At 45.5% G+C, this 16,302-nt stretch carries 14 protein-coding genes; 3 read left to right on the top strand and 11 right to left on the bottom strand.

Features of this window, described 5'->3' with window-relative positions; genetic code table 11:
- Positions 1 to 49: 49 nt before the first annotated feature.
- Positions 50 to 994 (bottom strand): GlxA family transcriptional regulator, encoded by a 945-nt coding sequence (locus tag ACJJII_RS08375; RefSeq protein WP_444918891.1) that lies wholly within the window; start codon positions 992 to 994, stop codon positions 50 to 52.
- A gap of 509 nt (positions 995 to 1,503) precedes the next feature.
- Here ACJJII_RS08375 and ACJJII_RS08370 point away from each other — a divergent pair.
- Together ACJJII_RS08370 and ACJJII_RS08365 are read left to right on the top strand one after the other, a co-directional pair.
- Entirely contained in the window at positions 1,504 to 2,592 is a 1,089-nt protein-coding gene (locus tag ACJJII_RS08370) for a hypothetical protein (protein ID WP_444918890.1), read from the top strand.
- Between the two features lie 128 nt (positions 2,593 to 2,720).
- On the top strand, positions 2,721 to 2,996 hold the full coding sequence (locus tag ACJJII_RS08365; protein ID WP_444892674.1) for a hypothetical protein: 276 nt from the start codon (positions 2,721 to 2,723) through the stop codon (positions 2,994 to 2,996).
- A gap of 62 nt (positions 2,997 to 3,058) precedes the next feature.
- Here ACJJII_RS08365 and ACJJII_RS08360 read toward each other — a convergent pair whose 3' ends face one another.
- The 5 genes from ACJJII_RS08360 to pepB form a co-directional block, all read right to left on the bottom strand.
- Entirely contained in the window at positions 3,059 to 3,775 is a 717-nt protein-coding gene (locus ACJJII_RS08360; RefSeq protein ID WP_444918889.1) for a CARDB domain-containing protein, read from the bottom strand.
- Positions 3,776 to 4,065: 290 nt separating this feature from the next.
- A complete protein-coding gene (locus ACJJII_RS08355; protein WP_444918888.1) occupies positions 4,066 to 5,112 on the bottom strand; it encodes a DUF3667 domain-containing protein in 1,047 nt (348 codons plus the stop codon).
- Between the two features lie 67 nt (positions 5,113 to 5,179).
- Entirely contained in the window at positions 5,180 to 6,334 is a 1,155-nt protein-coding gene (locus ACJJII_RS08350; RefSeq protein WP_444918887.1) for a DUF3667 domain-containing protein, read from the bottom strand.
- A gap of 233 nt (positions 6,335 to 6,567) precedes the next feature.
- Positions 6,568 to 7,722: a DUF3667 domain-containing protein gene (locus ACJJII_RS08345; RefSeq protein ID WP_444918886.1), complete on the bottom strand. Its 1,155-nt coding sequence runs from the start codon at positions 7,720 to 7,722 to the stop codon at positions 6,568 to 6,570.
- A gap of 231 nt (positions 7,723 to 7,953) precedes the next feature.
- A complete protein-coding gene (gene pepB / locus ACJJII_RS08340; protein WP_444892670.1) occupies positions 7,954 to 9,243 on the bottom strand; it encodes an aminopeptidase PepB in 1,290 nt (429 codons plus the stop codon).
- A gap of 165 nt (positions 9,244 to 9,408) precedes the next feature.
- Here pepB and ACJJII_RS08335 point away from each other — a divergent pair, with 165 nt between their 5' ends.
- Positions 9,409 to 10,827: a hypothetical protein gene (locus ACJJII_RS08335; RefSeq protein WP_444918885.1), complete on the top strand. Its 1,419-nt coding sequence runs from the start codon at positions 9,409 to 9,411 to the stop codon at positions 10,825 to 10,827.
- Between the two features lie 57 nt (positions 10,828 to 10,884).
- Here ACJJII_RS08335 and ACJJII_RS08330 read toward each other — a convergent pair whose 3' ends face one another.
- The 5 genes from ACJJII_RS08330 to ACJJII_RS08310 form a co-directional block, all read right to left on the bottom strand.
- A complete protein-coding gene (locus tag ACJJII_RS08330; protein WP_444918884.1) occupies positions 10,885 to 11,250 on the bottom strand; it encodes a thiol-disulfide oxidoreductase DCC family protein in 366 nt (121 codons plus the stop codon).
- Positions 11,251 to 11,285: 35 nt separating this feature from the next.
- Positions 11,286 to 11,753 carry a cupin domain-containing protein gene (locus ACJJII_RS08325; protein WP_444906539.1) on the bottom strand — a complete coding sequence of 156 codons (468 nt, stop codon included), beginning with the start codon at positions 11,751 to 11,753 and terminating at the stop codon, positions 11,286 to 11,288.
- A gap of 53 nt (positions 11,754 to 11,806) precedes the next feature.
- The gene (locus tag ACJJII_RS08320) at positions 11,807 to 13,210 is read right to left on the bottom strand and encodes a rhomboid family intramembrane serine protease (RefSeq protein WP_444918883.1); all 1,404 of its coding nucleotides are present in this window, start codon (positions 13,208 to 13,210) and stop codon (positions 11,807 to 11,809) included.
- A gap of 138 nt (positions 13,211 to 13,348) precedes the next feature.
- Positions 13,349 to 15,511, bottom strand: a complete 2,163-nt coding sequence (locus ACJJII_RS08315; protein ID WP_444912014.1) for a mechanosensitive ion channel family protein — start codon at positions 15,509 to 15,511, stop codon at positions 13,349 to 13,351.
- A gap of 99 nt (positions 15,512 to 15,610) precedes the next feature.
- Entirely contained in the window at positions 15,611 to 16,195 is a 585-nt protein-coding gene (locus ACJJII_RS08310) for a DUF6515 family protein (RefSeq protein ID WP_444919267.1), read from the bottom strand.
- Positions 16,196 to 16,302 lie beyond the last annotated feature (107 nt).

Below are 16,302 nucleotides of genomic sequence, written 5' to 3'. Positions count from 1 at the left end.
TCTCAATCTCGCCGCACTCTTAAAGCTAAGACACTTGTGAGAGCGCGGCTTAACGATTCCTACTGAAATATGAGGGGGACACACCAAATTGGCCATAAAAAGCTCGGCGAAAGCTATCATAGCTTGCAAACCCCACCTGCCGAGCTACCTGAACAAGGCTTGCTGATTCACAGGTGATTAAATCCCGCGCCCGGTTTAAACGGAGTTGGTTTAGATAATGTCCGGGGGTGCTATTAAGATGTTGTTTGAACAAGCGAGTTAACTGGCGATCGCTAACAGAAATACGCTCCGCCATATCGGAAACGCTGATTGATTTCTGGTAATTCTCCGACAGCCACTCCAATAGAGGATTGAGCCTCATACTGTCACTGGATTGCACTTTAAGCAGATCAGAGTACTGGGACTGCCCTCCCCTGCGCTGTAGATAAACCACCAGGTCTTTAGCCACACTGGCCGCAATAGTATTACCATAATCCTGGCGAATCACTTCCAGGGCCAAGTCGACTCCAGATAGAATTCCCGCTGAAGACCACAGTTTTCCGCTTTCAATAAATAAGGGGTCCTGCTCAACCTGATAATTGACTGCTTGCTCGGCAAGCTGCCGGCAATGCCGCCAGTGAGTGGTAATACGGTGCTTTTGTTCCGGAAATATATCTGTTAGCAAGAATGCACCTGTACAGATACTCAAGACACGCTCTGCTTTGTCTGCGATTGCACGTAGCGCATTTACCTGCTTAGGGCTTAAGCGCAGCTGCCGCATCCCAGTACCGCCAGTAATGACCAGGTAATCAATTTCCCTATCCTGGTAAATATCAAAATCCACAGATAGGGCTTGGCCGTACGCGGTTTTAACTGATGCATTGGTTAAACCTATCAAACAACTTTTATAGGCCTCACTAACGAAACTATTAGCCTCCATAAAGGCATCCAAGGGCCCAAAGAGGTCTAAAGCCTGGAATCCATCAGCAACAAAAAAACCTATCTTCTTGGTCATAGCATCTCCTCCACACAGGGAATTGTACTCCAGTGGGCGCGTCTGCTATGACACATTTACGACACAAAACGACATTGGTACTTCACCTGAACTCGTTCAACATAGAACTACCTCCATGAAACTGAACCACCCAATCTCATAAGGCTGACAGAAAATTAGCTAGTCAGTCCAAATCCCACAGCAATTAAAACTCTACCATTCAGCTACTCAATGTTTGTAAGGTTTGTATTACCTAAACCGTTTGTACCAAATTGGTCAGCTCTTATCCTAATTAGGAAGTTTTACTTAATAAAAAATAATCTTTAAGAAAATACTCAATATGCAAATGAACCAACCATGATGCCGGTCAAGTAATAAAAATTAATTTAGAGTTAACCTTCAGTTTTATTTACCAAACAAACTGCAGTTGCATTTTGCACCCACACCAATTTCCCAATCTAAAAAAAACAACTTATTACTCCAAAAGTACCAATACCTAAAGCACAAGAAATACAGTAAGGATGTATTAAATGGCGTTACAGAAGTCCCCCGGACAAAAAAGAAAATCGATGGTGCGTACAGTATGTATTTTAGTTTTCCTTATTCTGACTTACTTTCTGTCAAACTATTACTCTCGTGCCAACAATGAATCATTAAGTTGGGTCGAAAATCATCAAGCTCTAGATGCTGAAGTAGTAGCGTTAAGAGAGGAGGAAGAAGAGTACCGGGGCCGCAAAGGTAAAAAGCGCTATCGTACAAATTACTATATTGACTATCAGTTTAACTATGAAGATGAGGACTTTGAATCCTCCGCAGAGATTTCAAAAGGAATTTATAGTCAATATGAACAAGGTCAACCTATCGAAGTATGGTTTCCAGAGGGCGACATCTACGGTCATGTATTGGCGCAGAATGCTCAAAGAGATATCGAAAGTAACACACCTGTAGGAAACCTGATTCAAGCAGCACCTATCACTATAGGTATCTGCCTCGTCTTATATTGGATTTTAAGCTTCTTGTTTGTAAGGGAATCAAAAAAAGCACTACCCGAGGGCTTTTATACTGAGACGTCCTGGCTTGATATTGATGATAACTACCTCGTCGCCTTAGAAGGAGATGAACTCGTCTATTTTGATATCCCGAAAAAACAGGCTTTAACTGCTCAATCCGCCTATCAAGCGGGGAAATCCCCTGAAGAAATATATCATTTATGTAAACCTGATACCGCAGCACGAATCCCTCTCAATGAAATAAATTCACTTAGCAGTGACCACAATTCAGATGTAATAACTATCAAGCACGGGGATAAGACCCATTCTGTTGAGTTCTTAAATCAAACAGTAAAAGCGCACGCATTAGAGCGTATCGAGAAACAACTACCTGAGACAATGGATTATCAGCATATTCAGCGGTCTCGTTTGCAAGCCACTCTACCGTCACTTGTGATAGCAATACTGTTAATTGGCCTTATCTACTGGCTTGACTCATTTATTCTCCGTGCGATAGTTGGTTTTATTGGGCTAACCTCTGTGGCCCCGAATCTTTTGTCCAAATTAATTAGTCCGACAGAGACACGCCTCTGGGTGAAAGTCGAAGAAACCTCTGTAAAGCACGCATAGTAAAGAAGATGGCCAGCTTCGGCTGGCCGCTTTAATAGAACTGCCTGTTGCTCATAATCGAGCTCAGCTATACTGTCCCCAGAATAAACATAACGTCAGTCTGAAGACCCATTGGGATAGCAGAGATTATGAACTTCTCTTCATTAGCTTTTGCCATGCTCACCACAGCTACTACTCCAAATAGTTGCACAGATGGTATCGCTTTACTCCGTGGAGTAACAGCCATTGCCGCTGAATACCCTTGGCTGAGTGCAGATAAAAAAGATTATATAGTCCGAGACTATCCACGAATGTATCTCGTGCTACCTAAAATACCCGGGGAGCAAACAGTCGGTAATGAACAGCCTAATGCCGCGGTGGATAAAGAAAGCTGCCAGGTTATTAATGTGTTTCTTTCTAGCTAATTTTATTTAGTATCTCAAAGCTCCCTACGGCTTAGTTCCGGGAGCTCTCCCCCTATCTACTACTACCCTTGCTCGGCATAAGTCAGTGTATTGTTATTTTCGTTACACTCATCGACGAGATTGGTAAAGTCAGCAGTTACCTCTAAAACCGCATCCGGATCAAAAACCCAGTAACCCAAAGTAAATACAATACTTACAGTGCCACCTGCTGGAATTGCAGGCGTCGCCTGTACATCGTTGGCTAGTGTATCAATATCTAAAAGGCGAGCCTGGCTGATTGGCGCTGCCAGAGCACCTATATTAGTGATATCGACTACGATGATGGATTGCCCGGTTCCAGGATTCCAGATCGGATCATAGATTTGGCTCACTATCAGGTCAGGTTTATTACATACACACAGACACATAAAGTGATCATCTTCTTTGACACCATAAGGGGTTCCGACATAGCAAACCGACTTATCGTCAAACTGATTACCATAGAGCCAGTGAGATGATGGGTCATTGACAGGTTTCTCGATTATTTCAGGGTCGCGAGTTACCTTACAAACACTGGTAGATTCAAAATCATCTATCAGGTCAGTAGCAACCTCTGACTCAGGCACCCCTCCAACCCAAATTGCACAAGTCCGACGACATGTCAGTGGACCCTGCCCCTGCCAATAATTTGGAAACCAACCCGCTTCATAGTTTTGCATACTTAAATCTTGAATTGGATCTGCATAACTGCTAGAAGCTAAAATCCCTAAGATAACTACACGCAATATAGATTTAAACATAACGCTCTCCATTTAAGTGAATACACCTATAAATTTACCCATCCAGATTCATGTAACTTAGACTGAATTTATGGGCAGAGCGATTGTAAACTGTGCTTAATGAATATCTATGGAGACAGTAAAATTCTGGCGGGCATTAATTTTGCTTTCTATTGAATGAAACAAAAAACAAACACCTTAAAACCGCGTATTTCTAATAACAATTAGAATAGAAATCCATCTATCATACAATTATAAATAACAAAATTACGCAGCTGGATCAAGAATCACAAATTGGAATAACCAGAAATTTATAATTCAGCCAAACTATAAAATGCGGCCATTACCGTACATAGTATAATTAGTGGCAGATAAACAAAATTTAAAGCCGAGTATTTAATACAGGTCGAGACCCACCCCTCTTTATAGATATTCTTTTGCATCACTAGTAAATTTATTGGCATCCAAAGGAAAAGCAGCAGCAAAACCCCATAACATAAAATTTCCATCCAGAACAAAGGCTCAACAAATTCTTGCAAGAGAAAAATAGCAGTTCCTAGCAACAACGTTAGGCTCACATAGGCATGGCTATGGAGCGATACAATAACATGTTCCATATACAATTTTTCTCTACACGCATAAAGTAGCCACAATATACCTGAGTATATTGGCAGCATAAGTAACAGCATTGTAGGAAGAGATCCGAAGAAAGCCTTGGCAAAGATTGTAGGGTTTTCCGACACTCGCTCAATATTACTTCTCGCCTTTTTGAATTCGATATCAAACCAATGACGCCATGACTGAGGCATAATTTCTACGGCATAGACTTTTTCTTCAATAATTGAGAGTACTCGATTAAAAGATATCGACCATACTTCTTGCTTATTTTCTACTCCACGAACTTTCAATTTCCTGCCACCGGGCAGATCCCAGTCAAATTGTTTTTCTGTATCACCTATGGATGACGGAACCATTTTTGCGGCAACATTCTCACTAGTACGGATAGACTGCTCTTGAGCAATACTCCAATCACTACTAATACGAATCAGAAAAAAGGCACTTACGCAAAGAAAGATAAACAGCTTTACCGGGCTTACATATCGTGCTCGCCTTCCAGATAAATATTCTATCGTTAAAAATCCTGGGGATAACAGTAAAGCCGGCAGTGTTCTCCACAAGCGTGAATCAAATGCCACAAGGGTATTTAGAAAGTCTCTAATCACACTTGATAAACGTCTCACAATACCTTCTGCTGACTGTCCACAGCCATAACAGAAATGCCCCAATAAAATTGTATTACAGTTAGAGCAATAATCTTGCCTCTCTACCGAGGCTTCCTTTCGACTTTTAATACCCACTATATCTTCCGATTATATATAACTGTAAACTTTAAATGTCCATCAATTTATATCGCTAAAACCGTTATTACAATCCAGCCAAGCTCCAAACGATGGCAAAAACCGCTCCAATTGATAATAGACACAAGTAAGCCATCCCCAGTACTGAATATTTACAAAAGGTTACAAACCAGCCTTGCCTATATATACGCTTTTGCATCCAAAGGAGATAAACCAGAACCCAAAAAACCAATAAGGTTATCAGGGCCTCTAAAGCTAATGTTATAGGAGTATACCCAGCCATGTTAACACTTAGCAGGTATAAGATATTTCCAATCAGGATACTTAGAAATATAAAAGCATGACTATGCAAAGCTACAATTAAGTGTTCCATATATAGTCGACGCTTAAAGATATAGAGCACCCATAACATCATGGCAAACATTGGCAACATGATTAACAGTGCATAAGGAAGCGTCTTAAGAAATGCTTTCTTGAATCGATTTGGATTTTCAGTAACTTGTTTAATATTCTGGTTGGCATTTTCAATCTTGGCATCCATCCAGTCTTGCATGGGCTTTGGCAGGCCTTTGATATCCATTCTTATTAATTTATTATCTGGATCATTGGCTGATGACTGCCAAACCGGCTCCGAATCCTCTTGAGAAATTATTCGCCCCTCATTACTGCCTTTAACAATCTCATTTTTAATACCTCTTTTAATACCTTCTTCAACCTCCTCTTTAGCTTCGATAAGGCTTGTTTCAGCCTTCTTAATTTCTCCTAGCAGGCCTTTTCGTTCAGGAATTTCCGTATGTACTGGCCGATCCGCCTGTAAAAGGAGGTCGACACCCGACGCTTCTAACTGAGGTCCTTCGTTTGAAGTATCAACATCCGTAAAATTAATTGTCCAGTCTCCACTCAAACGAGTTACAAAAAGACTGGTGATACAGAGAAAAATAAATAGCCGTACAGGGCTTACATATCGAACACGACGACCAGAAAAATACTCTGTTGTTAAAAATCCTGGTAGAAAGAATAGCGCAGGTATGGTTTTCCATGTTCTGGAGTCAAACGCCAATAAGGTATCTAAGAAATCACCGATTACAGATGAAAAATGCCGCACCATACCTTTAACAGGTTGACCACAAGCATAACAATGGGGACCTAACAAATATGTACAGCAGTTTGCGCACTTATTATCTTCATTACAAACACTTGCTATTGATGTCGTACTACTCAAGACCTACTTCCTTCGACATTCCCTTTAACTACTTACCACCAGTAATCCGAAAGTCCAATTTTCTGAACTGAATTACGGATATAAAAATTTACAATACAATATTCTGAATATAGATGGTGCTGCGAGCGAACTCTTTAACTTGAACAACTTAACATCTAAACAGCACAGTTTCACCTACACCAGCCATTAAACGCTTATGCGTTTAATGGCTGGAATCCTATTAGAATATATCCTTATAACTCTGCTAAACTCCAAAATACAGTAAGAGCCGCACCAACAGATAATAAAACTAGATAGGCTAAACCCAAAAAAGAATACTTAAACAGGGTCATGATCCAACCCTGCTGATATACACGCTTTTGCATCCAAAAAAGATATATAGGAACCCAAAGAACTAATAGTGCCATCAAGATGTTAAGAGATGAGGATATAAATGCGTATCCTTCCAGTTGACTACTAATACTATAAAACAGGTTGCCAATCAGAATACTCAGGCAGATAAAAGCCTGGCTGTGTAACGCTACAATCAGGTGCTCCATATAAAGTCTGCGTTTAAAGACGTAAAGCACCCACAGCATCATGGCAAATATTGGCAGTATGACTATAAGAGTTGACGGAAGAGCTCCCAAGAATGCTTTTTTGAAACGATTTGGATCGTCAGTCACCCTTTCTACATTTTTATGGGCGCTCTCTACCTTACGGTTCACCCAATCTTCTAATGGTTTGGGAAGCCAATCAACTTGAAGAAACTCTCTATCTAACTCACTAATAGTCTCATTCAATCCTGAGGCCAGTTCCTCTTTAGAAAGGTTTTCCGATCCATTCTGGCCTCCATCAATCTCACTTAAATCTTCATTGAGTTTATGCAAACCATCGGTAAGCTTCTCTTGTTCGCTAATCAGATTTTTCTCAACATCTTCCAAAACAGCGACAGCATAACTATTGTTAACGTGCTTTTCTTTGCCTTTTCGAATATCTTCGATGGCGTCGTTATAACCTTGGCTCGCTTTTTCAACATCGACTGACTCAACGTCTACATTTCCAAAATTAATAGCCCAATCACTATTTATCTGGGTTACAAAGAAGCTGGTGATACATAGAAAGATAAACAAGCGTACAGGGCTGACATAACGGACCCGTCGACCAGAGAAATACTCAGCGGTTAAAAATCCAGGTCTAAAAAACAGAGAGGGTATTGTTTTCCATGTGCGGGAATCAAAAGCAAGCAGGGTATCAAAAAAGTCTCCAATTACTGAGGAGAAATGACGAACCATGCCTTTAACCGGCTGACCACAGGCATAGCAATGGGGCCCCAATAGCTCTGCATGACAATTGGCACAATGGTTTGGATTATAATCCGAATTATTTGTAGAGGTTGCAGTGCTCATTACCGCTCACCGAATCACTGATTATCTTATTCACCTGGAAAAAGCTTCCAGGCCCAAGTATCTGCTAACGAACCAGAACCGAAATACCTCAATTAGCAGAACTCTACTAATATCCCGAATATCAGCTGGAGTACAATTTTTTTATGACTTATAGGTATTAAGAGAGAGGTAAAAGAAACGCGCCGACTATTAGGCGCGTTTCGAAGGGAATTTGGCATAAATTGCCGGTTGCTAATTATCCAAAAGGAAGCGTGCAATTGTACGCAGGCCGTGCCCTTTAGCACCTGGCGCCCACTGATCATTGCCACTGGGCTGGTAAGAGCCTGAAAGGTCCATATGCACCCAATTGCGACCTTCATCCCGTACAAAGCGAGCCAGGAAGGAGGCTGCCGTAGATGCACCAGGACTTCCCTCAATACCAACATTGGCGATATCGGCAAAGTTGGACGGGGTTTGCTCAAGGTGGAAAGGCTCTAAAGGCAGTCTCCACGCCTTTTCATTTTCCTCAGAAGCTGCAGACAATACCTTTTGGGCTGCTTCATCTTCAAAACTAAAGACAGAGTTGAAATCCCGACCTACAGCCATCTTTGCTGCACCGGTCAGAGTAGCGGCATCCAATAACCAGCGAGGATCTTCTTCCGAAGCTGCAATTAAACCATCGGCCAGCACCAGGCGCCCTTCAGCATCGGTATTCAGTATTTCTACACTCACTCCGTTTTTATATTTAATAATATCGCCCAATTTAAAGGCATGACCGGAGATCAGATTTTCTGCGCAGCAGAGATAGAGTTTGACCCGCTTGTTGAGACCTCTGGCTATTGCAAGAGCCAAGCCTCCAGTTACCATGGCCGCGCCACCCATATCGGATTTCATTGTGGCCATGTTGTTGGACGGCTTAATGCTGTAGCCGCCGGAGTCAAAAGTAATTCCTTTACCCACCAAACACATATCAACCGGCGCCTGGTCATCACCCGTCGGGTTGAAGTCCACTTGTAACATCACCGGCTCACGTACACTACCACGCCCAACGTTGTGGATACCGACAAACCCTTCACGCAGCAGGTCATCCCCGGCAACTATACGGTAAGTTACCGCACTGGGAGCCAGCTTTTGCAGCATTTCTGCAGCACTCTCCGCCAATACACGCGGAGACACATCATCAGGAGTACCATTAGTAATTTCACGAACCCAGCGACTGGCATTTTCACGGGCGGCGAGTTCTTTTAACTCGGCGCTGTCATCAGTCCCCCAGTCAATTTTGTTGGATTTACGCGGGTTAAAAAAACCTGCCCAAAATGCCCAGCGGCTTTCAATGCTCCAGCTTTCCCCTTTGAGGACAACATCGTTGACCCCCATACCATCGAGCTTTCGGGCAGCTCGCTGCGCTGCAACCAACACAGCGCCTTTCGCAGCGCTAATATGAATATTGGCAGCGCTACCATCAAAGCTCAGCAGTGCTGATTCTCCCCAGGGTTCCGGCGCAAAGCCCTCAACCAAATGAATATGCATAGCCTTTGTCATACAACACCTATTTTGAAACTTGTGTACCAATTTTATCGGTATTTCTCCTGCATTCTAACAGGACATTAAAAATACTTGATGATTGCACCGCCACCGAGTCGACAGATAAACTGTGAACCAAGACAAAATAACTATTAAGTAGAGAAATTCGTTAGGGAAGAATAAATGGCTGATTCCTGCCACTATCACACTAGCAAGACTGCATCCTGGCAGTGCCAGCCCTGCAACCGTCAGTTCTGTGGCGAGTGTATTCCGGGTTCGAGTACCAATTACCATGGGCAGGGTCCCGAATGCCCACTCTGCCGCGATAGCCTGGAATATATCGGAGCCAGTAACAACGCCAAGCCTTTTTGGCAAATGGGGCTATTTTACTTTCTCTATGCTTTTAAGCCTGGCCCTCTAACAATCATGGCTGTTGCAGCAGCGGGCAGTATGGTAATAACGTCAATGGGTCTTCTGACCCTTGTCGCTTTGGTGGCCATTGTAGCTGTTGTATCCCGCTACAATCTCTTGGTCATCGAAAGACTCGCAGGAGGCCAACTGGAAGCCCCTCCACTGGCAGATGCACTTGATGGCAATGGTGCAATGTTATTTCTGAAAGTCATTGGAATGACATTGATCGCCGGTTTTGTTGGCTACAAACTTGTACAATTTACTGGAAGCCTCAATGTCATAATGATTTATGCAGCCGCCCTGTCATTTTTAGCGCCGGCTGCAATGATTGCCTTAGCGCTTACCCATAGTTTGAGGTCCGCAATCAACCCACTCAAATTATTGGAATTTACCTTAATCATTGGCTGGCCCTATTGGTTGCTGTTAATTATTACCAATATCATTTCTTTCGCACCCAATATACTAATGGCCGTGGTCAGCGATAAACTGCCGGCCTGGGCAATTTTCCCGACCACGGCAGCCATTGTCTCTTACTTTTCCATCGTCTCAAGTGCTGTGATGGGATATATCTGCTTAACTCGACAGCAAAAACTGGGAATAGCCTCAATACAAGAAGATGATGAAAATTACTTAGAGGAAAATGAATTCCTGTGTAAGCGCGCTCGGGCTGAAGCGCAAATATTTTTACGCGAAGGGGACTTCAAGGGCGCTCGCCAGGCTTTGGTTGAAGGGTTGCGCCGCTTCCCTAACGACGAAACTCTTAATGAGCGCTACTACCGCCTTTTACTTGCTACCGACGATAAAAAAGCCCTTCAGGAGCTGGGGCCACATCTATTAGAAAAATTTGTACAGATAAATCGCCCACATAAGGCAGCTGAACTGTATATGGCCACAGAGCCCAGCCCGCCTGTGGCTAAGCCCGAGATACGCCATGCACTAGCCAAGGTGCTATACCAACAGCATAAGTACCAATTGGCAGCACAGCTACTCAATAATTTACATAAAGAGGCCTATCCACAACTCGATGCTGCCTATCTGTTATTGGCACAAGTGTATATGGATGGATTGGGTAGAGAGGACTTGGCAAAAAAACTACTGCACTTTGTCCGACAGAAATTTCCAGAGAGTGCTTTGCGTTCTGAAATCGATACCCTGTGGAAAGTACTTAACAGCACTGCCGAAATTCACTAAATAGCAAAATATGGGTAGCCATCTATGGTGGCTTCCCTAAACCTAGCCCGACATTCGCTACCAATGCTTTAGCGCCCGATTCCATAGATACAAACCTCGCGCAAAAACGTTGTAACCTTTATTCAAAAACCACCTAAGGCCGGCTAGCTTCGACACCCTAGCCTTCCATTGCTCCTTGGGAGAGTTCTCCCAAATTGTAATAAAAGCTTCGTAGCCTACTTTCAGATTTCCATCCGCATCCAATACATGCAACCGCTCACGGACAAACTCTAAATCTGTATTCAGTTCCTTCGCTTTATCTTCATCAAGATGAACATCCTCCCAATCCACTTGGCAGGAGACGGACTTTTTCTTTTGTGCTGAAATTCCTGCGTTACAGACTGGACAAGCGGAATTATAAAAAACCCGAATCTTTTCAGGCATAAGCTAAAAATCCATTCTTTTTCTACCGGCGAAAACTACTTCGGGTGGTCAATGTCATCGCGGTTCACCAACTCCCAGGGTAAACCATTATTTCGGTATATCCGCTGATTTTTTTCTGGGTAGTCGGCAACATCATGTTGCAATCGCTGGCCTACAACTATGCAGCGCAAGGTCACTTCTCCCACATTGCGCATCACATGAGCTGGGCCACCAGCGGGGTAGCCAATAAAATCCCCTGCAGAAACCTGGTGGTGATCGTCACCAATCCGCACCTCGGCCCTACCCTCCAGGATATAAACACATTCGTCTTCAAAATAGTGACAATGGAATTCTGTGGATTCATAACCTGGCTCGATTTCGATCATATGAAAACCAAAGCCGGATATGCCGGTAAGATCACCCAGGGACTTGTTTTTACGCACCGCATTGGCATTGAGGAAATGTACCTTGCGCTCCCCCTCCATCCCTGCAATTTCGGTCCCGGTCAAAATATAGCGACTCACTCTGCCCCCAATACATTACTTAATTATTTATAAGACATACCAAATTATGTTCTTCAACCTGAGGCAGCCATATCTTGGGTCATCTCTTTCACCTCGCGCGCGCGGCCTTCCTCACCCAGGCGACGATAGTAATTGACCAGGACCATTCCCAGCTTGGGAATCAAGGGGTGATTCACTCGCTGCTGTTTCAAGTGGCGCAGTAATTCCTCTAGCCACGGCCAGTCCTTTTCCTCCGCTGCACGCCGTGCCATCAATAAATTTGCCTTTCCGGTGAGCGCCTTTGGACTTTCTGTTGCCGCCAAGTAGCGGCGATAGCCACTTGCCAAGGTATGGCCATCGATCTCCAGATTTCCTGCCTGGGCAAATAAAGCGAGATTGGCCCGGTGGTAACCTTCACTCTCTGGCGCCGCTGAGGTCAGTTCTATATAGCGCTCAATCAGTGTTAACGCCTGTGGATATTGCCGCACCGCTGAGGCTGCCGCTTCAGTGGCTTCCAGGATTTTTCCCTCTTCCAAAAAACGATCAATCCGCGCCAAGGCTACCCTTTGGGGGGACGGGGCCTCCTCTTCCTCCGGCATAGGTTCCACCATCGGGCGCCAGTACAACACCGCCAAAGTCAGGGCAAAACCCGCAAGTAAACCGCCAGTATGGGCCCAGTAGGCAATGCTGGCATCTCCATACAAATAACCGAAAATCTCTTTACCCAACCACAGCGGTAACACCAGCAGCGCTGGTGCACTGAATTCGCCAAACATAAAACCAATGGTGTAAAAGAAGCGCAGCCGGCGCACACCGTAAACTGCAACGAACATGCCCATAATTGCCGAGACCGCACCGGAGGCACCCACCATCGGTACATGGCTGCCGGATTCCACCAGCACATGCAGACCTGCCGCCGCCAATCCTCCCACCAGGTAGAGCCCTATAAACCACAACCCTCCCAGGGCTAGTTCAACAGACAAACCAAACAACAGCAAAAACACCATATTGCCAATAAGGTGATCCCAGCTTCCGTGTAAAAACATATGGCCAAAGGCCCCAGCAATACTCGGATCTGCCGGTATCAGTCCCAGTGCATTGCTACTAACCTTATCCCGCAGTTGGGCAAACTCCTGCCTCTGTCGTAACCACTCGGTTTCACCCTCTGCTTCGAGCTTCGGCAACAGCCAGTGGTGGAATTCAGGGTTACCGAGGGATTCCCGGTAAAAAAACTCTTCCCCTTCCACACCCATCTGCGCTCTCCACTCTGGGTGCATTTCATTGACATACACAAGAAAGCGTTGCTCTTCGAGGTCCGGTAAGTCACTCTCAAAATAGTAATCTTCAGCTTCCTGCCAGCGTGCTTCATCCCCCCCTTGATAGAAAACAAACATCAGCAAGTTAAGGGCAATCAACGCAAAACACATTAATGGCGGCCGGCGCCAGTCGGGTTTGTTTTGGATGGGGATGATCAGCACGGGCTTCCCTTATTGTGATTTCATCAGCGCCCTGTGAGAAAACGCAGTAACACCGGTAAATGAACTTGCACCGACACAAAGGCCAGTGGGCTGAAAATACTATGAAATCCCGGAGGTGTCATGCCAGCCGGACCCCAGTTACTTCCTGGCAGTACGGCCAATGATCGCCGGAACATCCCAACTGCGCAGATGCAGATCTCTCTGAGGGAAAGGTACCTCAATACCCTTATCGCGAAATTCCCGCAACAACTCCAAGTTGTACAGGGCATAGGAGTCTCCCAGGGAAGTCACCATATTGCTGTTGACCCACACCACCAACTTGAAGTCAAGGGCATTATCTCCGAACCCCATCAGCCACACCTCGGTTTTTCGCTTCCAGTCGGTATGGGTGATATTGACTCGAGCAGCAGCTTCCAGGGCAGCTTCCCGCACCAAATCTGGGTCCGAGGCATAAGACACCCCAAAGGGTACATGAATACGGCGCACAGGATCATCCAGTGTGTGGTTAATAACCCGGCCCGCAACAAACTCAGTGTTGGGCACCAAGATATCCACATTGTCCCGCGTGGTAATACGGGTTGAGCGCACGCTGATATCGCGGATGCGGCCAAAAACGCCCGACTCCAGCTCCACCAGATCACCCACTTTGAGAGGGCGCTCAAACAGCAAAATCAAACCGGAGATAAAATTCGAGAAGATCGCCTGAAGCCCAAAGCCAATACCTACCGACAGGGCTCCAGCGACCAGGGCCAACTTGGAGGTATCCAGGCCCAACATGCTGAGCACCACAATCAGGGCCGCGGAAATAAAGATGTAATGCAACACCCGCCCAAGATTGTACATGGAGGATTCACTGGCATGCTCCCTGCGCACAAGCCGGCGCAGGAAGGCCTGGGTGAGTCCAGACAATAGCCAGGCCCCCACCAAGACCACAATCATCTTGGCGATCAACCGCAGGGTTATCGGGTTCTGGGCAACAGTAAATAGCTGATAATCCGCCAACTTACGCCAGCGGTTATAAGCTTGTCTTGCGCCCAGTGCGACTCGTTCGCGCACTGTTGCCCACCAACCCTGGCGCTCCTTGTAAACTTCCAGCTGAGCCTTTTCATAGCGCTGAATATCCTGTTCGAGGTCATTGGCGCGGGCTAAACCACTGCCAATACGCTCAAAGTAAGACCACCAGCGACTCAGGTCTTCATTCTCTTCATCTTCACGCCAGGCCACCACCTGGCGCTGGCGCACCGCCAGCTCCCGTGACGCACTTTCAATCACAGAGTTGGCGTTTTCCAATAAATCCCGACTGATAATCAGGGGGCGCTCTTCGCCCTCTTCATTCAGGACTTCATTGATGGATTGCAGCAACTCACTTTTGCGTTTTTCCAGCTGCTCCTCCAACAAGTCCACTTCAAGCTGCATCAGGGTGAGGTCTTTCTGCATATTGATGGTGGGGTCAGTGGAGGGTTCTGTAGTGCTTTGAATACTGGTGCGGGTCGCAGAAATACGTTCGATTTTCTTTTCGTTCGCGGCAATATCCTTATCTATTTCCTCTGCATCTTTACTGGAGTAGACGAGGGTATCGAGAAGTCTCCGCAATTTAATTTCTGCGCTGTTAATCTTTTCCCGCCAGGTTCCCAGGAAAGTATTAACGGTACTCAGCTGCTCAATAATATTTAGGTGATTTATTTGAGCTAAAAGTAGAGCCTGCGCCGCCTCATCCTCCTCTCGTCCACTGGAATCGCGCAGCACAATCACTTGTTTACGCAGTAAAGATAGAGACTGGGACTGGGTTGATTTAAGTTGGCGAGCCTCCAGTTCTACGCCTTTCAACCTACGTCGGCCACGGCTAATGGCAGAATCAGCCTTGGCCCAGTTCAATACCGTTGGGTTTTCTGGAAAATCCACATCCGGCATTAAAGGAACTTTCAGGTACTCCTCTCGTTTTTTCCAGGTAATTGCGATCCCTTGTAAACTTTGGCTAATCTTTTCTGCGCCTTCCTGTAAGGCCTCATCCTCCGGCAAATCCTTTTCCCACTCCTCCCAGCTCTTTGTGACCAAGCTAAGCCATTCTCGTCGCTCTTCGGGAGAGGCACTGGTCCACCCAGTCCACCAATCGGCAGAGGGGTCAGCAAAATCCGGAACTTCTGGCTTAAACTCCTTGGGTTTACTACCGGGAAGCTGCGCGACACTGGAAACAGATAGACAGGCGACGCTAAAGAAAAGGAGAAATGAAAGGGCGAGGTGAAGAAAAGAAAATTCTTTGCCGGCACTACAACGAGGGATAAAAAGGCTGGCACCCGGCATAAAATACTTCTATCCGTGAAAAAATACGGCACTAATAAAATAGGCGCCTACTGGGCCATATTGTTCAGTGTAGCCCAGGGACTTCCCTGCCCCATGCATTTACCTGAAGCGCCGACTTTGACGCAAACATTTTCTGTATATCTTGCGATATTCACGCATAGCCCGCCTGGTTGTTTTACCAGGCTCACCCGTACGGCGCAGCAAATTTGCCGCCCGGGCTTCACAGTAAATATCCCAATCCTTACGATCGACTCGTTTACCCTCTGAGCGGTGCCGCAAATGGCGGGGCGGATACGCTCGGGGATATATTTTCTTTTTCGGAGCTAGGGGATTGCGATTAACATGCTGCCAATTGGGAGGGGGCGTGACCACCACATATTGATTGTCCCTGGGGTCTAATAAGAAAAAGGTACCATTACCCGCAAGCATATAATGCTTGTTACCCAAGTTAATGGGGGTTCCAAAAGGTACTCGGGAGACCCGAGCTCCCAGAGGCGGCTCAATCCGGGTATAGACGTCTGGGCCTTTGCGGTAGAAATAACCATTTTTATAAAAAACTGTCTGGTTATTCACTTCGATAGGCTCAGCTCCGGGAGGCAGGTGGTCCGATCGAACCTGAGACTCCGAAACAGAACAGAAGAATACAAGAAATAGGGTAAGCAGGGATCGCATGGCTAATATCATCAGCAAATTGCAATCCGCTAAGGGTATGGTGCGAACAAGTCATCTCCAAGGCTATCCCAAGCGGTAACTAGAGCGCCATTAAATTGCTCCAATTACCACTAGTCTAA

The sequence above is a fragment of the Microbulbifer maximicatervae (SeqCode) genome, assembly GCF_052467825.1.
The sequence above is the reverse complement of the archived record's forward strand: the minus strand, read 5'-3'. Positions and strand labels throughout refer to the sequence as shown.